The following is a 19,552-nucleotide window of genomic DNA, read 5'->3' as shown; positions in this document are numbered from 1 at the left end:
GAGACCGATGATGCGGTCGAGCCGCTGGCGGTCGCCAAGATCCTGAAGGGCGTCGTTGCCGAGGAGCAGCCGGGCCTGATCATCGTCGGCAAGCAGGCGATCGACGACGATAGCAACCAGACCGGCCAGATGCTGGCGGCGCTGATCGGCGCGGCGCAGGCGACGTTTGCCTCGAAGATCGAGATCGGCGACGGCTCGGCCAAGGTCACGCGCGAGGTCGACGGCGGCCTGCAGACGATCGAGGTGAAGCTGCCGGCGGTGGTGACCACGGACCTGCGCCTCAACGAGCCGCGCTATGCCTCGCTTCCGAACATCATGAAGGCGAAGAAGAAGCCGCTCGACAAGAAGTCGCCGGCCGACTTCGGCGTGGATACGGCGCCGAGGCTGAAGGTGTTGAAGACCGAGGAGCCCTCCGGCCGCAAGGCGGGCGTCAAGGTCAAATCGGTGGCCGAACTGGTCGACAAGCTGAAGAACGAAGCCGGCGTGCTTTAAAGGGTGAGCCTTGCGGGATCGGCCCTTTCTTCCGTCATCCCGGCCTTGAGCCGGGATCCAGCCCGCGCAAGTCCTTGCGCGCAGACGTCTCTTTCGCGCCGCCGACGCGGCGCGGCTGGATCAGACAGACAGGGAGATTATCATCATGACCATTCTTCTTCTGGCGGATCACGACAATGCCAGCCTTTCCGACCAGACCGCCAAGGCGCTGACGGCCGCCGCCAAGCTCGGCTCCGAGGTGCATGTGCTGGTCGCGGGCGCAAACGCCAAGGCYGCCGCCGATCAAGCCGCCAAGCTTTCCGGCGTCTCCAAGGTSCTGCTTGCCGACGATGCGAGCCTTGCCAACAATCTGGCCGAGCCGCTGGCGGCGCTGATCGTGTCGCTCGCTTCGTCCTATGACGCCATCGTCTCGGCCGCCACCTCGGTCGGCAAGAACGTCATGCCGMGGGTTGCCGCCCTCCTCGACGTGGCGCAGGTCTCGGAAATCATCGAGGTCGTCAGCCCCGACACCTTCAAGCGGCCGATCTATGCCGGCAACGCCATCCAGACGGTGCAGTCGAGCGACGCAAAACGCGTGATCACCGTGCGCACCGCCTCGTTCGCGGCGGCCCCGACMGGCGGCTCGGCTGCGGTCGAGACGATTTCGGCGGTTGCCAATCCCGGCCTTTCGACCTTCGTCGGCGATGCGCTGTCGTCGTCCGATCGTCCGGAGCTGACGTCGGCGAAGATCATCATCTCGGGCGGCCGCGCGCTCGGCTCGGCCGAGAAGTTCACGGAAGTCATCCTGCCGGTCGCCGACAAGCTCGGTGCCGCCGTCGGCGCCTCGCGCGCCGCCGTCGACGCCGGCTATGCCCCGAACGACTGGCAGGTCGGCCAGACCGGCAAGGTGGTGGCGCCGCAGCTCTACATCGCCTGCGGCATTTCCGGCGCCATCCAGCATCTCGCCGGCATGAAGGACTCGAAAGTCATCGTCGCCATCAACAAGGACGAGGACGCCCCGATCTTCCAGGTCGCCGACTACGGCCTCGTCGCCGACCTGTTCGAAGCCCTGCCGGAGCTTGCAAAGGCACTTTGATGCGGGTGCTTCCGGCATTTCGCAGTTGCGAAGCGCTGGAAAAAAGTACTTTATCAGTCTATCAATCTTGCCGGGCCGTCCTTTGCCCGGCAAGTTTATTATTTACGCGGAAGCGCCAGCAGAGCGCGATGCCAGGGAGTCGCAAATGAGCACGGTGCTGAAGACTGTCGGGATTATCGGCGCGGGCCAAATGGGCTGCGGCATCGCGCATGTTTCGGCGCTCGCCGGCTACAAAGTTCACATCTACGATCTGTCGCAAGAGCGGATCGAGAGCGGCCTTGCCACGATCAACGGCAATCTCGCCCGGCACGTCACCTCCGGCAAGATGAGCGATGACGAGCGCAAGACGGCGCTGTCCCTGATATCAGGCTCGGGAGACCTCAACGATCTCGCCCCGATGGATCTTGTCATCGAGGCCGCGACCGAGGACGAGACCGTCAAACGCAAGATCTATGCGCAGGTCTGTCCAGTCCTCAAGCCCGACGCCATCCTCGCCACGAACACCTCGTCACTGTCGATCACCCGGCTTGCCTCGGCGACCGACCGCCCCGAACGCTTCATGGGCATCCACTTCATGAACCCCGTGCCGGTGATGAAGCTCGTCGAGCTGGTGCGCGGAATAGCGACCGACGAGCACACCTTCGCCGCCGCCAAGGAATTCGTCGCCTCGCTCGATAAGACCATTACCGTCGCCGAAGACTTCCCTGCCTTCATCGTCAACCGTATCCTGCTGCCGATGATCAACGAGGCAATCTACACGCTTTACGAAGGCGTGGGTTCGGTGGACGCCATCGACACGGCGATGCGCCTGGGCGCCAACCACCCGATGGGCCCGCTGCAGCTTGCCGATTTCATCGGCCTCGACACCTGCCTATCGATCATGCAGGTGCTGCACGACGGCCTCGCAGACTCGAAATATCGCCCCTGCCCGCTTCTCGTAAAATATGTCGAGGCGGGCTGGCTCGGCCGCAAGTCCGGTCGCGGCTTCTACGACTATCGCGGCGAACACCCGGTTCCAACGAGATGAAATTCGCGCGCTTAGCCTAGCAGATAACGATATCTGCCCGGGTTCCGGTCAGTCCGCAGGCTTTCGCTCCTGTGTGACCGGATCGACAGCACCATCGACCAACCTCTTCTTGGGATCAGCGACAAGCGCCGCATGGTCTTTCGGCGCTTCCTCGTCATGAGATGCCTCGCTGTGCTGTATCTTCGCCAGAACCTGATTGCTTTTGCGTTCTTCCGGCTCGTGCGGTTGACGGTGTGACACGCTGCTTCTCCTTCTCGTTCGAATGAGAAAGCCGATAAGCGCGATGATGTTCCACCCGTTCCAGTAGGGTCGCCGCCGTCCGTGGGTTGAAACGCCCGGTCGGAGCTTTCTGGCATCTTCTTCGCAACCATTTCCCGCCACAGACCGTTTAGCTCCCATGGTGCAGTTGTCACCGATGGGCGGGATCGCCTTTGATCGATGGAGAACGCTATGAAAACGCTTGTTATTTCCACTCTTGCGGCTGTTATGGCTGCCAGCAGTCTGATCGCGGTGCCGAATGTCGCGTTGGCCGACCAGTCGCATCATCACCACCACCACAACAATACCGGCGCGGCAATCGCCGGTGGCGTAGCTGCCGGTGTGATCGGCGGGCTACTCGCCGGATCCGGTGTCAACAACGAGCCACGCTACGTCGAACGCGAGCCGCGCTGCTGGGCCGAGGACCGTCCTGTCCAAAACGCATACGATGACGGATATCACTATGAGCGCGTACGCGTATGCAATTAGAGGTGAACAGGCAGGGTGAGCCCGACGATCGGGCTCTCCTCTCGCCAAAGGTTATAACTTAAGCTTCCCACGACCGGCTACGCGCCGGTCGCCGCCTTGATCAGGCCCTTCGCATCTTCGCTGTCCCAACGCGCCGGTCCGTTCATGGCGCCGAGGAGGCAACCCTTGCCGTCGATGAGCAACGTCGCGGGCAGGCCGAAGGCGAGGCCTTCCTTTTTCAGGGCGTTGAAAACACCCATCGTGCTGTCCCGGTAGAAGCCGAGCGCGTCGATCCCGGTCTCGGTGCGAAAGGATTTCGGCTTTTCGTCGTCGCCGGTGTCGATATTGACCGCCACCACCTCGAACCTCTCGTTGCCGAGGGACTTTTGCAGGCTATTCAGGGCGGGCATTTCCTCCCGACAGGGGATGCACCAGGTGGCCCAAAGGTTCAGAAGCACGGTGCGGCCGGCGAAATCCTTGATCGACAGCGCCTTGTCATCCACACCCTTGAAAGCGACGTTCTGCAACGACAGCGGCTTCTGGGCGGCGACCATGGCGGCGACCTCCCCCGTCGTGAACGGCGCCAGCGCCGCCGCCTGACCCTTGGCCGCCTCGCATTCGCCGGCGAGCGCGGCGGTTTCGCCGCCGCCATTGCCATAACCGGTCTCCTTCACGTATACCGCTGCGGCACCGGCGACGACACCGGCGACGGCTGCGAGCAGGATCAGTTTCAGGGACGGCAGGGCCAACGGCTTCTTCGCTGTCATTTCATTCTCCAGGGTGGCATAGCATGGCTGACGGCACGGACACGAAATCCTCCAACCAGATGTGGGGCGGACGCTTCGCTTCCGGTCCAGCGGCGATCATGGAGGAGATAAATGCCTCGATCGGTTTCGACAAGAAGCTCTTTGCCCAGGATATCCGCGGCTCGATCGCGCACGCCACCATGCTCGCCCATCAGGGTATCATTTCCAACGATGATAAAGACAAGATCGTTCACGGTCTGAACACGATCCTGTCAGAGATCCAAAGCGGCAATTTCGAGTTCTCGCGCAAGCTCGAAGACATTCACATGAACATCGAGGCGCGGCTGGCGGCGCTTATCGGTCCGGCCGCCGGCAGGCTGCACACCGCCCGTTCGCGCAACGACCAGGTCGCACTCGACTTCCGCCTCTGGGTGAAGGAAGAGCTTGCCAGGACGGAAGCGGCATTGACCGGCCTCATCGCCGCTTTCCTCGATCGCGCCGAGGAGCACGCCGACACGGTCATGCCGGGCTTCACGCACCTCCAGGCCGCCCAGCCGGTAACCTTCGGCCATCACTGCATGGCATATGTCGAAATGTTCGGCCGCGATCGCTCGCGCGTGCGCCATGCCATCGAGCACCTAGACGAATCGCCGATCGGCGCTGCCGCACTCGCCGGCACCGGCTATCCGATCGACCGGCACATGACTGCCGCCGCACTCGGCTTCCGCGAACCGACCCGCAACTCGATCGATACCGTTTCCGACCGCGACTTCGCCATCGAATTCCTGGCGATCGCCGCGATCGCCGCTACGCACCTGTCACGCCTGGCCGAGGAAATCGTCATCTGGTCGACGCCGCAGTTCGGCTTCGTGCGCCTTTCCGACGCATTTTCCACCGGCTCCTCCATCATGCCGCAGAAAAAGAACCCGGATGCCGCCGAGCTGGTGCGCGCCAAGACCGGCCGCATCAACGGCTCGCTGATCGCCCTGCTGACGATCATGAAAGGCCTGCCGCTCGCCTACTCCAAGGACATGCAGGAGGACAAGGAGCAGGTCTTCGACGCCGCCGAGAGCCTGGAGCTGGCGATTGCCGCCATGACCGGCATGGTGCGCGACCTCGCCGTCAACACCGAGCGCATGAAGGCGGCGGCAGGTTCCGGCTATTCGACGGCGACCGACCTCGCCGACTGGCTGGTGCGCGAGGCGGGCCTGCCCTTCCGCGATGCCCATCACGTCACCGGCCGGGCGGTGGCGCTTGCCGAGAGCAAAGGCTGCGATCTGGCGGAGTTGTCGCTCGCCGAGCTTCAGGCGATCAATCCGGCGATCACCGAAGGCATCTTCGGCGTGCTCACCGTCGAGGCCTCGGTTGCCAGCCGCAAGAGCTTCGGCGGCACGGCGCCCTCCGAGGTGCGCAAGCAGATCGCCTACTGGCGTGCAAGGAACTGAGCGCGCCAGGTCCGCGCGCGATGAAACAATCAGGGTGCACAAGTGCCTGAAACTTCGCTATGAAGGGCAAACCGCCTGCCGCCGCCAAGAGGATATCGATGCAGATCAACGTGCCGCACATCATCCGCCTGACCGCCGTTCTTTCGCTTGTCGGTCTCGCCATTGCCGGATGCGGCCGCAAGGGCGATCTCGACCCGCCGAGCGCGCAGGCGACGAAGGGTGGCAACGTCAACCAGGCGACGCAGCAGCCGGGAGAGAAGGACAAGCGTTTCTTCCTCGATCCGCTTCTTTGACAGGTCTTAGCCCGTGAACCATTTTCAATACCGCGACGGCATCCTCCACGCCGAAGACGTTGCCCTGCCTGAGATCGCCAAGACCGTCGGTACGCCCTTCTACGTCTATTCGACGGCAACCCTCGAACGCCACTACCGGGTCTTTTCCGAAGCGTTCGACGGCGTCGACGCCATGGTCTGCTACGCGATGAAGGCGAATTCCAACCAGGCTGTCTTGAAGACGTTCGCGCGGCTCGGCGCCGGGGTGGACGTGGTCTCCGTCGGCGAACTGCGCCGGGCGCTGGCCGCAGGCATTTCGGCGGACCGCATCGTCTTTTCGGGCGTCGCCAAGACGCCGGCGGAAATGGATTTCGCGCTGGAAGCGGGCATCTACTGCTTCAATGTCGAATCAGAGCCGGAACTCGAGGTTCTGAACGCGCGGGCGGTCAAAGCCGGCAAGCGCGCGCCCGTCTCGTTCCGCATCAATCCGGACGTCGACGCCGGCACGCATGCGAAGATCTCGACCGGCAAGAAGGAAAACAAGTTCGGCATATCATGGGAGCGCGCCCGCGCCGTCTATGCTCGCGCCGCCGCCCTGCCGGGCATCCAGGCGACCGGCATCGACATGCATATCGGCAGCCAGATCACCGATCTGACGCCCTTCCAGAATGCCTTCCGGCTGCTGCGCCAGCTGGTCGACGCCTTGCGTGCCGAGGGCCATGCCATCAACCACGTCGACGTCGGCGGCGGTCTCGGCATTCCCTACCACGACGACAACAACCCGCCACCCTCGCCGACCGCCTATGCCGAGGTCGTCAAGAATGAACTCAAGGGTCTGAACTGCAAGATCGTCACTGAGCCCGGCCGGCTCATCGTCGGCAATGCCGGCCTCTTGGTAACCGAAGTCATCTACCTCAAGGATGGCGGCGAAAAGTCCTTTGTGATCGTCGATGCAGGGATGAACGATCTTATCCGCCCGACGCTCTACGAGGCCCACCACGAGATCCGGCCCGTCGTCATTGTCGCTGCCAACGCGCCGCGCATCAAGGCTGACGTCGTCGGTCCGGTCTGCGAGACCGGCGACTATTTGGCTCTCGATCGCGAGATGTCGATGCCCAGGCCCGGCGATCTCCTCGCGGTCAGCTCCGCGGGCGCCTATGGCGCGGTTCAGGCGGGTACCTACAACAGCCGTCTGCTTGTCCCGGAAGTGATGGTGAGCGGCGCCGAATACCATGTGATTCGTCCGCGCACGAGCTACGAGGACCTGATCGGCCTTGACAGCATTCCGCCCTGGCTCTCCTGACCGCCGCCAAAGTCCGTTGAAAATGCGGCCATTGCCTATGGCTTGCCCTCGTCTTCGCCATAAAGAGTGTTATCTTCGAGGTAAGATCCAGCCTTCCGCCTCGACATGGCAATCCGGATCGACACGACACGAAGCCGTTGATGCGCTTGTCCGATCGAAGCGCCGGCGGCCACGCACCGAGCCCAGTCTCCCCGATTTTGGGATGGCGGTCGGGTTCGCAACCCCGCAAGGAGGGCCGCATTGATGACCAGCCCCCGACAGGAACGGAAGGCCGCGCTTGCTTCCCGCCCGGCCCTTGCCCGGCTGGTTGCGCTGAAGCGGCTGCTCGCGCGGCTCGTGCTGGTGTCGGAGCAGGTGCTGCCGATGTCGCTGCTGCTGCTTTCGACGGTCGCGCTCTATCTCGCCGCCTCATGGTTCGGCCTGTTCCGCCTTGCGCCGAACGGGCTTCGCCTCGCCATGCTCGGCGCGTTCGTCGTGGCGCTTTTGCTGTCTCTACTCGCCTTCCGAAAGCTGCGCTGGCCGTCGGTCGCCGAGGCCGACCGGCTTCTTGAAACGCGCAACGGCCTGCCACATCAGCCTGTCGCCGTACAGGAGGATGAGCTCGCCTACGAGACGCCCTTTGCCAAGGCACTCTGGCGTGAACACCAAACCCGCATGGCGGAGCGGATCGCGGCCCTCGATGCCGGGCTGCCACGTCCCGATATCGCCAACCACGACCGCTTCGCGCTTCGCGCCATCCCGGCGCTTTTGCTGGTGGTCGCATTCAGTTTTTCGGCATCGAACAACGGCGGCTCGCTTCGTGATGCCTTCGATCGCTCCACCACGCCTTCCGGCGCTCCCGATCTCAGGGTCGACGCCTGGGTAACGCCGCCCGGCTATACCGGTCAGCCGCCGGTCTATCTGACGGGCAAGGCCGCGGCCAACATTTCAGGTGCCGTCGCCGTTCCCCAGTTTTCCGAAGTGACGGTGCGGGTGACGGGAGGCGGCGCGGACGATCGCGTTCTCTTCAAGACCGCCGGCAATGACGAGAGCACGGAAGTGGCCGCGCTCGACGCGGGCGGAAAGGCCCCGACGCAGGCAATGCCGCCGAAGGCAGACGCCAGCCAGGCTCCCGTTGTGGCAGGTGCCACGGCACCAGGCCCGCTTGCCGCCCGCACGCACCTCATGAAGCTCGAAAAGGACGGCACGCTTTCGGTCGATGGCCAGTCCTGGTCGTTCAAGGTCCTTGCCGACAAGCCGCCGGAAATCACCTTTGACGGCCTGCCGCGCGCAACCGTCACCGGTGCCCTGGAACTGAGCTTCAAGGCAAAGGACGACTACGGCGTCGAGGCGGCTTACGCGGAAATCGCGCCGGTCGAGACCGAAGCCGGTGCTGAGCCGCTCTATCCGCCACCGGACTACCGGATTGAAATTCTCCGCCGCAACCATCGCGACGCCAAGGGCACCGCGAGCCACGATCTCACCCAGGACCCGCTCGCCGGCAAACGGGTGCGCATCACGCTTGTCGCACGCGACGGCGCCGGCCAGACCGGCCGCAGCCCCCCGCACGAAATGACGCTGCCGTCGCGCAACTTCAGCGAACCGCTCGCAGCCTCCGTCGCTGAACAGCGGCAGGTCTTCGCGCTCGACCGGCGCAAGATGCCCGACGCGATCGCGTTCAACGAGGCGTTGACGCTGAGGGCCGACGAGACGATCCCCAATCTCACCCACTATCTGCTGTTGCAGTCGGCGCGAACCCGCATGAAGCTGGCGCATGACGAAGCGTCGCTGAAGGATACGGCCGACTATCTCTGGCAGGTGGCCCTCGGCATCGAGGACGCCCAGCTTTCGGATGCACAGAAGAAGCTCCGCGAGGCGCAGCAGAAGCTCTCCGACGCCTTGCAGCGCAACGCCTCTGACAGCGAAATCAAGCAGCTGATGGCCGAACTGCGCAAGGCCATGGACGCCTATATGAAGGAGTTGGCCGAGCGCATGCGCAACATGCCCATGCAGCCGAACCAGAAGTCCGCGAACATCCTGCGCCAACAGGATCTGCAGCGGATGATGGACCAGATCGAAAATCTGGCCCGCTCGGGCAACCGCGATGCCGCCCAGCAACTGTTGTCCGAACTGCAGCGCATGATGAACAATCTGCAGGCCGGCAAGCCCCAACAGGGGCAGCAACAAGGGCAGGAAAACAGCGAGGCGCGCCGGCAGATGGACAAGCTCGGCCAGATCCTGCGCGATCAGCAAAAGCTGATGGAAGAAACCTTCAAGCTCGACCAGGCAATGCGCAACCGCATGCAGCTCGGCGAGCCGAACGAGGACGGCGACGATCCTCTCAACCAGCCGCTGCCTGGCCTCGGCGATCAGAAGCCGCAGCAGGGTCAGCGACAGCAGGGCGAAAAGCCGGGCGAAAAGTCACAGTCCGACGACATGACGGCTGAACAGCTTCGCGATGCGCTGAAGGCGCTACGCCAGCAGCAGGACGATCTGGCCAAACAGCTCGGCGAGCTGCAGAAGGGCCTGGGGGGGCTTGGCATGAAGCCCAATCCCGGCTTCGGCAAGGCTGAGCGCGAAATGAAGGGCGCGGCCGGTGAGCTCGGCCAGGGACGCGGCGAGCCCGCGGTGCAAGGCCAGGGACGTGCGCTGGAAGCGCTGCGCCAGGGCACACGCGACATGATGAGCCAGATGATGCAGGCGCAGCAGGGCCGCGGTCAGCAGGGACAGGTGGGCCAGGGCAACCAGAACGGCCGCGACCCGCTCGGCCGCTCGCGCCGCGAGGACGGCAGCGAAGTATCCGACGACGGCCCGAAGATCCCGAACGAGATCGACATGCAGCGCGCCCGCGAGATTCTCGACGCCATCCGCGACCGGCTGAGCAACAACCCGTCGCGCTCCGAAGAGAAGAACTACCTGGAACGCCTGCTGGACATTCAATAGGGCGGATCGCAGTCAGCGAGCATGGTGCAGGCGCTGCTCGCCGCTCAGCCTATCCCCTCTCCGCCATGTCGATAGGTGAATCGAGCCCGCCGACGCCTCAAGGGCTCCTCGATAGCGTCGATCACGCCGCCAGCGCCCGACCGACGGCCTTGCGGATGTCCGAAAGGGCAAAGGGTTTGGATACGACGTCGATGACCTTTTCCATGAGATCGTCCGCCCGCTCGCGCTGTTCGGCATAGCCGGTCATCAACAGGATCTTCAGTTCCGGCCAGCCGGACGCCGCCTGGTGTGCCAGTTCGATACCGTCCATGACCGGCATGCGGATATCCGAGAGGAGCAAATCGTAGGGACCCTGCTTGAGCTTCTCGAGACCTTCGGCGCCGTCGGCCGCCTCGTCGGTCTCGTGCCCGTCCAAGCGGAGGGCACGGGCAACGAAGCTTCGCAGTGAATCTTCGTCTTCCGTGATCAAAATTCTTGCCATGTTCATCGCTCCGTCAGGCCATCATGCCTTGAGGGCAAATCACCAGACTTTTCTTTGCGATCGGTAAACATCGGCCGGGAACGGTCTTGATGGTTAACAACTCGTCTTGAGAACGACGGCGTGAAGGGGCTCAGGCGTCGCCCGTGACGACCCCGACGAAGGGCAGTTCGCGGAAGGCATAGGCGACGTCCATGCCGTAACCGACAACGAAATAATCGGGGCATTCGAAGCCCACATAGTCGGCTTCCAGATCTTCCTTGCGCTTCACCCGCTTGTCGAGAAGGACGGCGAGCGTCACGTGGCGTGCGCCGCGCTCGTAGAGCAGCTCCTTGGCAAAACGCAGCGTTCGCCCGGATTCGAGGATGTCGTCGATCAGAAGCACGTCGCGGTCTTTCACGTGGCTGTCGATGTCCTTCACGATCCGAACGCCCTGCGAGACCGTACCGGTCCCATAGGAGGAGAGCGTGATGAACTCCACTTCGGGCGCCAGACCGGTGTCATGCAGGGCGCGCAAAAGGTCCGCGGCGAAAATGAAGGAGCCTTTCAGGATGGCGATCACCAACAGATCCTTGGTCGGCCCGCTGGCGATTTCCTGAGCCAACGCCCGATTGCGCTCGGCGATTTGCTCGGCGGTGAAAAGCGGCTCGATGTTCTTTCCGCGTACGACTGGCATTGATCTGCATGCTCCATACTAGAGCGACGAGCGCGGAAAGGGGCGGCGCTCGGCACTCTTCAGTTCCCTAAAAGCGGTCCGTCGGCCGCAGCAATCCGTGCCAGCTCAAGACAGACCGGCCGGCGGCTCGCCACCGGTTCGAGGAACAGCCGTTATCACACTCGGGGCGCGGACGCACCTGAGGGTACGAAGGAAAGCCGGATCTCCGGCATTTTTCCGCCGGGATGCTGCAATTTTGCGCTGAAGCCTCGGCTCTCGCCAACACCCAACTCCGAAATCGGCGGCGACACCACGATGCTCGCGAGCAGCCGGTCGTCGGCGACAAGGTCGGCGCGGATCGGCGGCACGGCGGCGGCGTTGCCGGTCGAGTTGTCGATGATCGCGTTGAGAACGAGCACGCGCATGCCGTTGGCATCCCGCGGCGTCAGCGTCACGTGGCTGAAGGAAAGCGAGGCTTGCTGGGCCGCGTGGCGGTCGACCAGGCTGACGAAGCCGCCGGCGAGGCCGAAGACCAGCACGAACAGTGCGGCGATCAAGAGAACGAAAGTCCGCACAGAGGCGCGCTGCAGCCAGTCCTCGGCATAGTTCACGCAGGCCGCCACGCCACCGAGGGCAGAGGGCCGCCTGACCTGTACTGTTTCGGCCGATGGGCGGCGATGCCCCGAAGTCGTCCGCTGCGAGGCGGTCTTGCGGTCGGGAAGGATGATGACGAAATCCGCGTCGACGACGTCGGCCTTGCGCTCGAAGCGTGCGCGGGGACGGCTGCCGGCGTCGCGTTCCGGAGGCATGAGATCGTAAGGTTCAGCCGTCTTGGGTCGGTGGAATGCGGCCATGATGACGTCCTTTCCGATGTCCACATGGTTTCGCCGCCCACGCGCAATCTGGGCATTGAAACGAATCCTACCCAGAAGTAAATTTTAATGATTAATGCTTCGCAAAGATCGCCCGAAGACGGCCCTCTTTCCGGCTAAATTTACCGGCTGTTAACGTGGGTCGCCGACAAGCGCTCACAGCGGCCATCGCATCGAAAGACTTCTGGGAAGACTGTCCGTTGATCCATTTTGAGAACGTCGGTTTGCGTTACGGCATGGGTCCGGAAATCCTCCGCGATCTGACCTTCGACATTCCGAAGAAATCCTTTCAATTTCTCACCGGTCCCTCCGGGGCCGGCAAGACCACGCTTCTTCGTCTGCTCTTCCTCTCGCTTCAGCCGACGCGGGGCCTGATCCGCATGTTCGGCCGCGACCTTGCCGCGATCCCGCGGGCGGAGTTGCCGCTGCTGCGCCGCCGCGTTGGCATCGTGTTTCAGGATTTCCGCCTGCTCGATCACCTCACCACCTATGAGAACGTGGCGCTGCCGCTGCGCGTCAGGGGCAAGGATGAGAGCGCCTACCGCACGGATGTGATAGAACTGCTCAAATGGGTCGGCCTTGGCGAGCGCATCAACGTCCTGCCGCCGGTGCTTTCAGGCGGAGAGAAGCAGCGCGCGGCGATCGCGCGGGCCCTCATCGACCGTCCGGAGATCCTTTTGGCGGACGAGCCGACAGGGAACGTCGATCCGCCGATGGCCCGCCGCCTGCTCAATCTCTTCATGGAGCTCAACCGACTGGGCACCGCTGTCGTGATCGCCACCCACGACCTGACCCTGATGGACCAGGTCGAGGCGCGGCGCATGATCCTTTCCGGGGGGCATCTCGACATCTATGAGTGACGCGACCCCCGCCAAACGTCAGCGTCCCGCGCCAAGCCCCGGCCAGAAGCGGCCGGAAATGCGCGTACGGCCGACCGGCCCCATCGTCCCCCCGTCCAACATCCAGGGCAATGCGCTGATCGTGGTGATCGCCATCATGGCCTTTCTCGCCTGCCTGACGCTCGGCGCCGTCAGCATGGTGCGATCGACGGCGGCGAGCTGGGAAAGCCAGATTTCCCGCGAGATCACCATCCAGATCAAACCGGACGACAATCTCGACATGGACAAGGCGCTGGAGGAAGCCAAGCAGATCGCGCTTAACTTCGTCGGCACCAAGGCCGGGCAGATCGTCGACGAGGCTGCGACCGCAAGGCTGCTCGAACCATGGCTCGGCTCTGGCCTAGACCTTAAGGAATTGCCCGTTCCGCGGCTCGTCATCATCACGATCGACGAGAGCCACCCGCCGGACTTCGAGGCGATGCGCGAGCTTTTGAAGGACCAGATCCCGCAGGCTACCCTCGACGACCACCGAACCTGGGTCGACCGGCTGGTTTCCATGGCGCACACGACCGTGATGATCGGCACCGGCATCCTGCTTCTGGTCTTTACGGCGATGGTGCTGACCGTCGTCTTTGCAACGCGCGGCGCGCTCTCCGGCAACCGGCACATCGTCGAGGTGCTTCACTTCGTCGGCGCCGAGAGCAGCTTCGTCGCCTCGGAATTCCAGATGCATTTCCTGAAGATCAGCCTCAAGGGTTCTGCGGCCGGCAGCGCGCTTGCGGCGCTCTTCTTCGCGACCGCAGGCTTCCTGCAGAGAAGCACCATCGCAACCCCACAGACCGACCAGGCGACCGCCATGTTCGGTACCTTCTCCGTCGGTACGCTCGGCTATCTCGGCATCTTCGCCACGATGATTGTCATCGCGCTGCTCACCACCGTGACCGCGCGTTTTACGGTGATGCGCACCATCTACGAGATCGACCTGGTAAGATCGGACCCGGCGAGAACGGAAGGGGTCCCCAGCTGAGCGACGCCGCCCGCGCGTTCCGTTGGACGCGCTGGCGAAGCAGTGGCATATTCAGGGCGCATAATCCTTTTCGTTTCATCGATTTCCATGGAAAGGGTCATGCGCGGATTGTGCATTTGCCATCAATCAGCCTGTTCCTTGCCGCATTCTCCAGCTATTGACGATTCATGAGCATGGGCCAGACGAGTCGCAAGATATTTAGCCCAGAGCCGCTGCGGGAAGAGCCTCACAGCGGAGGGTCGACTAGACGCAGCTTTTTCCGCCGAAGCCTGCGCTGGGGCGGCTTTTTTCTCATTCTGCTGTTTGCCATTCTCTTCGGCGGCTTCCTGCGTTTTGCCGACTCGGTCACGACGTTAAAGCCGCCAGCGCAGCCGAGGGCGGACGCGATCGTGGTTCTGACCGGCGGCTATCAGCGCATCGACCAGGCGGTCGAACTGCTGCGCGAGGGCGCCGGCAACAGGCTGCTGATCTCCGGTGTCCACCCGACCACGACGCGCACGCAGATCCGCAAGATGACGCAAAGTCCGGCCGATCTCTTCAGCTGTTGCGTCGATATCGGTTACGACGCGATCGACACCATCGGCAATGCCCGCGAAGCAGCCAATTGGATCCATAGCCGCGGCTACAAGAGCGTGCTCGTCGTCACCAACAACTACCATATGCCCCGCAGCCTGGCGGAACTGAAGTATGTGGACCCGGCGACCGAATTCATTCCCTATCCGGTGGTCAATTCGGACCTGAAGACCCAGAACTGGTTCACCAATCCGAATGCGCTGCGCACCATGCTCTACGAATATTGCAAGGTGCTCCTGGCTGGCGTGCGCAACGTCTTCGGCCTGGGCCGTCCCGAGGGCCTGCGCTCGCAGGAACAGCAGGAAGCCGGTAGCAGCAAGAGCGGCTGATATGCCCCGCCGCCGCATGCGGCTTTTTCTGAGCGACGATATCGTGTAGGCAGACGGAAGCCGCCGGGGAGCCGGCACCGCAGCATCCGCAGAATGGCGCCAGACGCGCCGTCCCTGCACGGGAAAGCCTTGATGACGACAGTTCGATCGATCCTGTTCAATACCGCCTTCTACGCCAACTTGATCCTGCGCATGATTTTTCTGTCGCCGATCTATTTCCTGCTGCCGCGGCGCAAGGCGTATTCAATCCCCAAGAACTGGGCCCGGTCGAGCGTCTGGCTGATGGAGAAGATCGTCGGCACGACCTTCGAGATCGAAGGGTTGGAGAACATCCCGCAAGGCAGCTACATTTTCGCGCCGAAGCACCAATCCTTCTGGGACACGTTCGCGCTGCTGCCCTACCTCAACGATCCCGTCTACATCCTCAAGCACGAGCTGATGTGGATCCCGATCTTCGGCTGGTATGCGAAGAAGCAGCGGATGATCCCTGTCGATCGTGGCGCGCGCGGCAAGGTGATGATCGACGTGCTCAGGCGCACCCGCGAGGAGCTGGCGACGGGACGGCAGCTGATTATCTATCCGGAAGGCACGCGCCGTCCGCCGGGCGCAGAACCCCTCTACAAATACGGGATTGCCCGGATGTATCGCGACCTCGGCGTGCCTGTCTTGCCGGTGGCGATGCATCCCGGACTGTTTTGGCCGAGGCGCAGCTTCCGGCGCTATCCGGGGCATTTCAAGGTGCGCATCCTGCCGCCGATCGAGCCGGGCCTCGATCCGGATGTCTTCTACGCCCGGCTGATTGCCGAAACCGAGAAGGCGAGCGACGAGCTTTTGGTCGAAACGGCGGCCAACAATCCGTCGCTTCCCTTGCCGCCGACAGCTCGCCATCGGCTTGCCGAGCTTTCGAAGTCCGGCGCGACCGCCAAGGCAGCCCAGTAACGGCTGGGAGCAATTCCAGGAAAAGTGTGCCGCGGTTTTCCGTCCGGAATTGCGTGAAACAGAAAGAGAGAGCGGATCTGCGATTCGAAGAAAAGCAGATCTGCTCTGGTCAGGATGCGCCGCGTATCCGCTGGATCTCGCTGCCAACAGCTTCCAGCCAATGATCGCGGATGCCCATTTCGCGCAAATGCTCGAGCGTATTGAAGACATAGGCGTCGTTCGGACCCGATTGTCCCTTCGCCGAATGGACGATCCCCGCGGCTTCCTGCGTCTCTAGGGCGCCTGCATACTGCCGATGCGATCGGTCGACCACGTAGGTCAGCGCGGTCACCCGTCGCCCGCTCCTGAGGCGGACAGGCAAGAGGCGTTCAAGATAGACGTGCGTGACGAGTTCCCTCTCGCGAAGATAGGCTATTACGTCCGACCGATGCGGGAGGGCGACACGGAAGGCCATGCCGCGGCACGACCCGCCATGGTCCAGGCCGAGAACGAGGCCGGGGCTCTCTTGCGTGCCTCTATGCACCCATGAGCGCACGCAAAGCGCCCGGCGATGTCCGAAAACAAGGGCCTCGGACTTTTCCTCGAACGCAAAGCCCGGATTCCACATCAGCGATCCGTAGCCAAAGACCCAAAATTCGTCCATATCCAAAGCCAAGTCGAAGTGATTGCGGTGGGCGGCGCACCATTGGGCGGCGCCGGGTGAGGAATGTTTACGCAGGTGCGGTTGCACAACCATCGGAGAACATCATGGTATCGTCAAGCCAGACAGGCGCATCGGCAAGAGGCCGCAAGATCTGGCTGTGGGGGTTCGGCATCCTTGTCGTTCTCGCCGCTCTTTACTCGGCGGGCTGGTTCTACGCCACCTCCGTCCTGAAGGACAACGTGCTGCGCGCGCTGGGCAAGCAGGAAGCCGCCGGCATTACCAGCGACTGCGCCGACATGGCGTTTAGCGGCTTTCCTTTCCGCATCGGCCTTTCCTGCTCCGGCGTGAAGATCGACGATCATAAACACGGCGTCTCAGCCTCCTTCAATCGCCTGACGTCGCACGCGCGCGTCTATGCGCCGGGCGACATCAGCTGGAGCCTTCAATCGCCCGCGGAATTCCGTTCGGCGCAAGGGCTGAGCATGTCGGCTGAATGGGCGAGCCTGCAATCACAGCTGACCACCCGCGGCAAAGGCATCGAGCAGGGTATGACGGTCATCGAGGGGCTAAAGGCGGGCATCGTCTCCGCCCTTGACGGCCGCAGCCTGAATTTTACCGCAGCCCGCACGGAGATCCATGCGCGCCAGGCGGGCGAAGACCTGCAGGCGACGATCGGCATCGAAAATGCGAACGTCGTCGTCCCGGCCCTCCCGCAGCCGCTGCCGGCGGCCTCCGCCAACGTCGATGTCACGCTGACTGGAAAGGCCGGCCTGCTGACCGGTCGCGATGAGAGCGGCCAGCCGCTCCGCGGTGCAGCTGGGATCGTCAATCATGCCATTGCCGATATCGGCGAGGGACGGACTCTGACGCTGTCAGGGCCTTTCTCCTTCGACGAGCAAGGCTACCTTTCGGGCCAATTCAAATTGAAGATCGACCAGCTCGGCCCCTGGCGGGAAAGCCTCAAGGTCATGATCCCCGCGGCCAGCCGCACCATCGACTTTGCCGGAAAGCTGCTGAAGAGCCTCGCCGGTGGCGGCGATAGCGTCTCCGTGGACCTGACGGTTACCCAGGGAGCCGTCTCGCTGAGCGGCTTCATCCCGCTCGGCAACCTGCCGCCGATCTGACGACAGGCCGCGTGCGGAAACACGACGACCCTGTCAGCCGTGCGGGCGGCCGAAGTCCGGCGCTTCCACGTCCTGGCCGGCCTCGACGATCGAGCGACGGATGGCTCGCGTGCGCGTGAAGAGTTCGAAGATCTTCTCCCCGTCACCCCAGCGGATCGCCCGCTGCAGATATGCGAGATCCTCCGAAAACCGCGACAGCATTTCGAGGATCGCATCCCTGTTGTGCAGGCAGACGTCCCGCCACATGGTCGGGTCGGAGGCGGCAAGGCGGGTGAAATCGCGAAAACCGGAGGCCGAATACTTGATGACTTCCGATTCGGTCACCGTTTCCAGGTCGTCAGCCGTGCCGACGATGTTGTAGGCGATGATGTGCGGCAGATGCGAGACGATCGCCAGCACCTTGTCGTGATGTTCGGGATCCATCTCGTCGACGCGCGATCCAAGCGTCTCCCAGAAGCTCCTGAGCTTTTTCAACGCCGTTTCATCGGTCCCCGGCAGCGGCGTAAAAATACACCAGCGGCCGGCGAAGAGACCCGGAAAGCCGGCGTCGGGGCCGGATTTCTCCGTCCCCGCCAGCGGATGACCGGGGATGAAATGCACGTTGTCCGGCAGGTGAGGCTGCATCTGGGCTATGACGGAAGCCTTGGTCGAGCCGACGTCGGTGACGATCGCGCCCGCCTTCAAATGCGGCGCGATCTCCTTGGCGACGCTTTCCGACGCGCCGACCGGCACCGATACGATGACGAGATCGGCATCGCGCACGGCCTCGGCCGCCGAGGTGGTGTAGCGATTGCCGAGTTTCAGCTCTTCGGCGCGCTTCAGCGTGGGCGCGCTGCGCGTGGCGATCACCACCTCTTCCGCAAGACCCAGCCGCTTGATGTCGTGGGCGATCGAGGAGCCGATGAGGCCGATGCCGATCAGCGCGATCCGCTCGAACTGGATGCTCATGCCTTGCGTCCCATAAATTCGCCAAGCGTCTCGATCACGCCGCGGTTTGCTTCCTCCGTGCCGATGCTCATGCGCAACGCGTTCGGAAATCCATAGCCGCGCACGGCGCGCAGGATGTAGCCACGGCCCGTCAGAAACGCGTCCGCGTCGACCGCACGCCTACCGTCGACGTCGGGGAAGTGGATGAGGACGAAGTTCGCCACCGACGGCGTGACCCTGAGGCCGACCGTTTCAAGTGCCACCGTCAATTTGTCGACCCACAGCAGATTGTGTTCGACCGCCCGCTCCACGAATGCCTGGTCGCGGACCGCGGCAGCGCCCGCAGCGATCGCCGCCGAATTCATGTTGAAAGGACCGCGCACGCGGTTCAGCGCGTCGACGATCTCAAGAGGACCGAACATCCAGCCGACCCGGAGCGCCGCGAGGCCATAAACCTTGGAAAAGGTGCGCGTCATGACGACGTTGGCATTGGTCGAGACCAGCTCGATGCCGGCCTCGTAGTCGTTGCGGCGGACATATTCGGCATAGGCCGCGTCCAATACGAGGATGACATGCTTCGGCAGCGCCGCCTGCAGGCGGCGGATTTCCGTGACAGGAACATAAGTGCCGGTCGGATTGCCGGGATTGGCGATGAACACCATCTTCGTCTTCGGGGTGACGGCGGCAAGGATGGCGTCGACATCGACCGTGCAATCCTTCTCCTTGACCGTCACCGGCGTCGCGCCGGCGCCCATGATCTGGATCCTGTAGACCAGGAAGCCGTGCTCGGTGATCACCGCCTCGTCACCGGGGCTGAGATAGACGTGGCAGAGCAGGCCGAGCAATTCGTCGGAACCGTTGCCGCAGAGGATGTTGGCGGGATTGAGCCCGTTCACGTCGGCGATCGCCTGCCGCAGCTCCGTTGCTTGCCCATCCGGATAGCGCTCGAGCTGGTCGGCAGCGGAACGGACGGCCGCGATCGCCTTGGGGCTCGCGCCAAGCGGCGTTTCATTGGATGACAGCTTATAGACGCGGGCGACACCCGGCGCGTGCTCCTTGCCCGGCACATAGGCGGCGATATCCAGAATACCGGGGCGCGGAACAGGCTTCGTCGTGTCAATGCTCATCGTGTCGACCT

At 63.3% G+C, this 19,552-nt stretch carries 21 protein-coding genes; 13 read left to right on the top strand and 8 right to left on the bottom strand.

Going from position 1 to position 19,552, the window contains the following annotated elements; genetic code table 11:
* From AB4048_RS24585 to AB4048_RS24575, 3 genes are all read left to right on the top strand, one after another.
* On the top strand, positions 1 to 492 hold a 492-nt coding region (locus AB4048_RS24585), incomplete at its 5' end, for an electron transfer flavoprotein subunit beta/FixA family protein (protein ID WP_442204614.1).
* A 145-nt stretch (positions 493 to 637) separates the two neighbouring features.
* A complete protein-coding gene (locus tag AB4048_RS24580) occupies positions 638 to 1,567 on the top strand; it encodes an electron transfer flavoprotein subunit alpha/FixB family protein (protein WP_442204613.1) in 930 nt (309 codons plus the stop codon).
* A 145-nt stretch (positions 1,568 to 1,712) separates the two neighbouring features.
* Positions 1,713 to 2,594 carry a 3-hydroxybutyryl-CoA dehydrogenase gene (locus AB4048_RS24575; protein ID WP_442204612.1) on the top strand — a complete coding sequence of 294 codons (882 nt, stop codon included), beginning with the start codon at positions 1,713 to 1,715 and terminating at the stop codon, positions 2,592 to 2,594.
* A gap of 48 nt (positions 2,595 to 2,642) precedes the next feature.
* On the opposite strand, the gene AB4048_RS24570 is transcribed toward AB4048_RS24575, so the two are convergent.
* Positions 2,643 to 2,834, bottom strand: a complete 192-nt coding sequence (locus AB4048_RS24570; RefSeq protein WP_442204611.1) for a hypothetical protein — start codon at positions 2,832 to 2,834, stop codon at positions 2,643 to 2,645.
* Between the two features lie 210 nt (positions 2,835 to 3,044).
* Here AB4048_RS24570 and AB4048_RS24565 point away from each other — a divergent pair, with 210 nt between their 5' ends.
* Positions 3,045 to 3,341, top strand: coding sequence for a hypothetical protein (locus AB4048_RS24565; protein WP_442204610.1), 297 nt, complete (start codon positions 3,045 to 3,047; stop codon positions 3,339 to 3,341).
* Positions 3,342 to 3,418: 77 nt separating this feature from the next.
* On the opposite strand, the gene tlpA is transcribed toward AB4048_RS24565, so the two are convergent.
* Positions 3,419 to 4,087, bottom strand: a complete 669-nt coding sequence (gene tlpA, locus AB4048_RS24560) for a thiol:disulfide interchange protein TlpA (protein ID WP_442204609.1) — start codon at positions 4,085 to 4,087, stop codon at positions 3,419 to 3,421.
* 23 nt (positions 4,088 to 4,110) lie between these two features.
* Here tlpA and argH point away from each other — a divergent pair, with 23 nt between their 5' ends.
* The 4 genes from argH to AB4048_RS24540 all read left to right on the top strand — a co-directional run bounded on the left by argH (position 4,111) and on the right by AB4048_RS24540 (position 10,008).
* Positions 4,111 to 5,511, top strand: coding sequence for an argininosuccinate lyase (gene argH, locus AB4048_RS24555; RefSeq protein WP_442204608.1), 1,401 nt, complete (start codon positions 4,111 to 4,113; stop codon positions 5,509 to 5,511).
* Between the two features lie 98 nt (positions 5,512 to 5,609).
* A complete protein-coding gene (gene lptM, locus AB4048_RS24550; protein ID WP_442204617.1) occupies positions 5,610 to 5,804 on the top strand; it encodes an LPS translocon maturation chaperone LptM in 195 nt (64 codons plus the stop codon).
* A 13-nt stretch (positions 5,805 to 5,817) separates the two neighbouring features.
* Complete coding sequence (gene lysA, locus AB4048_RS24545; RefSeq protein ID WP_442204607.1) at positions 5,818 to 7,086, top strand: diaminopimelate decarboxylase; 1,269 nt, start codon at positions 5,818 to 5,820, stop codon at positions 7,084 to 7,086.
* Between the two features lie 243 nt (positions 7,087 to 7,329).
* Entirely contained in the window at positions 7,330 to 10,008 is a 2,679-nt protein-coding gene (locus tag AB4048_RS24540; RefSeq protein ID WP_442204606.1) for a TIGR02302 family protein, read from the top strand.
* Between the two features lie 121 nt (positions 10,009 to 10,129).
* Here AB4048_RS24540 and AB4048_RS24535 read toward each other — a convergent pair whose 3' ends face one another.
* The 3 genes from AB4048_RS24535 to AB4048_RS24525 form a co-directional block, all read right to left on the bottom strand.
* Positions 10,130 to 10,489 (bottom strand): response regulator, encoded by a 360-nt coding sequence (locus AB4048_RS24535; protein WP_442204605.1) that lies wholly within the window; start codon positions 10,487 to 10,489, stop codon positions 10,130 to 10,132.
* A 130-nt stretch (positions 10,490 to 10,619) separates the two neighbouring features.
* On the bottom strand, positions 10,620 to 11,162 hold the full coding sequence (gene hpt / locus AB4048_RS24530; RefSeq protein WP_442204604.1) for a hypoxanthine phosphoribosyltransferase: 543 nt from the start codon (positions 11,160 to 11,162) through the stop codon (positions 10,620 to 10,622).
* A 155-nt stretch (positions 11,163 to 11,317) separates the two neighbouring features.
* Positions 11,318 to 12,019 carry a hypothetical protein gene (locus AB4048_RS24525; RefSeq protein WP_442204603.1) on the bottom strand — a complete coding sequence of 234 codons (702 nt, stop codon included), beginning with the start codon at positions 12,017 to 12,019 and terminating at the stop codon, positions 11,318 to 11,320.
* A gap of 194 nt (positions 12,020 to 12,213) precedes the next feature.
* Between AB4048_RS24525 and ftsE the strand changes: the two genes are divergently transcribed.
* From ftsE to AB4048_RS24505, 4 genes are all read left to right on the top strand, one after another.
* On the top strand, positions 12,214 to 12,873 hold the full coding sequence (ftsE, locus tag AB4048_RS24520) for a cell division ATP-binding protein FtsE (RefSeq protein WP_442204602.1): 660 nt from the start codon (positions 12,214 to 12,216) through the stop codon (positions 12,871 to 12,873).
* A 58-nt stretch (positions 12,874 to 12,931) separates the two neighbouring features.
* On the top strand, positions 12,932 to 13,879 hold the full coding sequence (locus AB4048_RS24515; protein WP_442204616.1) for a cell division protein FtsX: 948 nt from the start codon (positions 12,932 to 12,934) through the stop codon (positions 13,877 to 13,879).
* Between the two features lie 167 nt (positions 13,880 to 14,046).
* A complete protein-coding gene (locus tag AB4048_RS24510) occupies positions 14,047 to 14,781 on the top strand; it encodes a YdcF family protein (protein WP_442204601.1) in 735 nt (244 codons plus the stop codon).
* 132 nt (positions 14,782 to 14,913) lie between these two features.
* A complete protein-coding gene (locus tag AB4048_RS24505) occupies positions 14,914 to 15,720 on the top strand; it encodes a lysophospholipid acyltransferase family protein (RefSeq protein ID WP_442204600.1) in 807 nt (268 codons plus the stop codon).
* Between the two features lie 109 nt (positions 15,721 to 15,829).
* Here AB4048_RS24505 and AB4048_RS24500 read toward each other — a convergent pair whose 3' ends face one another.
* Complete coding sequence (locus AB4048_RS24500; RefSeq protein WP_442204615.1) at positions 15,830 to 16,375, bottom strand: gamma-glutamylcyclotransferase; 546 nt, start codon at positions 16,373 to 16,375, stop codon at positions 15,830 to 15,832.
* Positions 16,376 to 16,467: 92 nt separating this feature from the next.
* Here AB4048_RS24500 and AB4048_RS24495 point away from each other — a divergent pair, with 92 nt between their 5' ends.
* Positions 16,468 to 17,487: a DUF2125 domain-containing protein gene (locus AB4048_RS24495; RefSeq protein WP_442204599.1), complete on the top strand. Its 1,020-nt coding sequence runs from the start codon at positions 16,468 to 16,470 to the stop codon at positions 17,485 to 17,487.
* Between the two features lie 33 nt (positions 17,488 to 17,520).
* Here the strand turns inward: AB4048_RS24495 and AB4048_RS24490 are convergent, their stop codons facing one another.
* Positions 17,521 to 18,435: a prephenate/arogenate dehydrogenase family protein gene (locus tag AB4048_RS24490; protein WP_442204598.1), complete on the bottom strand. Its 915-nt coding sequence runs from the start codon at positions 18,433 to 18,435 to the stop codon at positions 17,521 to 17,523.
* Positions 18,432 to 19,541: a histidinol-phosphate transaminase gene (gene hisC, locus AB4048_RS24485; RefSeq protein WP_442204597.1), complete on the bottom strand. Its 1,110-nt coding sequence runs from the start codon at positions 19,539 to 19,541 to the stop codon at positions 18,432 to 18,434. The genes AB4048_RS24490 and hisC overlap by 4 nt, the downstream gene beginning before the upstream one ends.
* Positions 19,542 to 19,552 lie beyond the last annotated feature (11 nt).

Origin of the sequence: Rhizobium sp. RAF56 (assembly GCF_052113965.1) — a bacterium.
Classification (GTDB): Bacteria; Pseudomonadota; Alphaproteobacteria; order Rhizobiales; family Rhizobiaceae; genus Rhizobium.
Note: the sequence above shows the minus strand (reverse complement) of the source record. Positions and strands in the feature narration are given on the sequence as shown.

What these genes read in the sequence shown, in the direction of transcription:
- AB4048_RS24575 (WP_442204612.1), top strand. Translation starts at nt 1,713, where the DNA reads ATGAGCACGGTGCTGAAGACTGTCGGGATTATCGGCGCGGGCCAAATG.
- AB4048_RS24495 (WP_442204599.1), top strand. Translation starts at nt 16,468, where the DNA reads ATGGTATCGTCAAGCCAGACAGGCGCATCGGCAAGAGGCCGCAAGATC.
- hpt (WP_442204604.1), bottom strand. Translation starts at nt 11,162, where the DNA reads ATGCCAGTCGTACGCGGAAAGAACATCGAGCCGCTTTTCACCGCCGAG.
- hisC (WP_442204597.1), bottom strand. Translation starts at nt 19,541, where the DNA reads ATGAGCATTGACACGACGAAGCCTGTTCCGCGCCCCGGTATTCTGGAT.
- AB4048_RS24510 (WP_442204601.1), top strand. Translation starts at nt 14,047, where the DNA reads ATGAGCATGGGCCAGACGAGTCGCAAGATATTTAGCCCAGAGCCGCTG.
- AB4048_RS24565 (WP_442204610.1), top strand. Translation starts at nt 3,045, where the DNA reads ATGAAAACGCTTGTTATTTCCACTCTTGCGGCTGTTATGGCTGCCAGC.
- AB4048_RS24505 (WP_442204600.1), top strand. Translation starts at nt 14,914, where the DNA reads ATGACGACAGTTCGATCGATCCTGTTCAATACCGCCTTCTACGCCAAC.
- AB4048_RS24535 (WP_442204605.1), bottom strand. Translation starts at nt 10,489, where the DNA reads ATGGCAAGAATTTTGATCACGGAAGACGAAGATTCACTGCGAAGCTTC.
- AB4048_RS24490 (WP_442204598.1), bottom strand. Translation starts at nt 18,435, where the DNA reads ATGAGCATCCAGTTCGAGCGGATCGCGCTGATCGGCATCGGCCTCATC.
- lptM (WP_442204617.1), top strand. Translation starts at nt 5,610, where the DNA reads ATGCAGATCAACGTGCCGCACATCATCCGCCTGACCGCCGTTCTTTCG.
- tlpA (WP_442204609.1), bottom strand. Translation starts at nt 4,087, where the DNA reads ATGACAGCGAAGAAGCCGTTGGCCCTGCCGTCCCTGAAACTGATCCTG.
- AB4048_RS24540 (WP_442204606.1), top strand. Translation starts at nt 7,330, where the DNA reads ATGACCAGCCCCCGACAGGAACGGAAGGCCGCGCTTGCTTCCCGCCCG.
- AB4048_RS24515 (WP_442204616.1), top strand. Translation starts at nt 12,932, where the DNA reads ATGCGCGTACGGCCGACCGGCCCCATCGTCCCCCCGTCCAACATCCAG.
- argH (WP_442204608.1), top strand. Translation starts at nt 4,111, where the DNA reads ATGGCTGACGGCACGGACACGAAATCCTCCAACCAGATGTGGGGCGGA.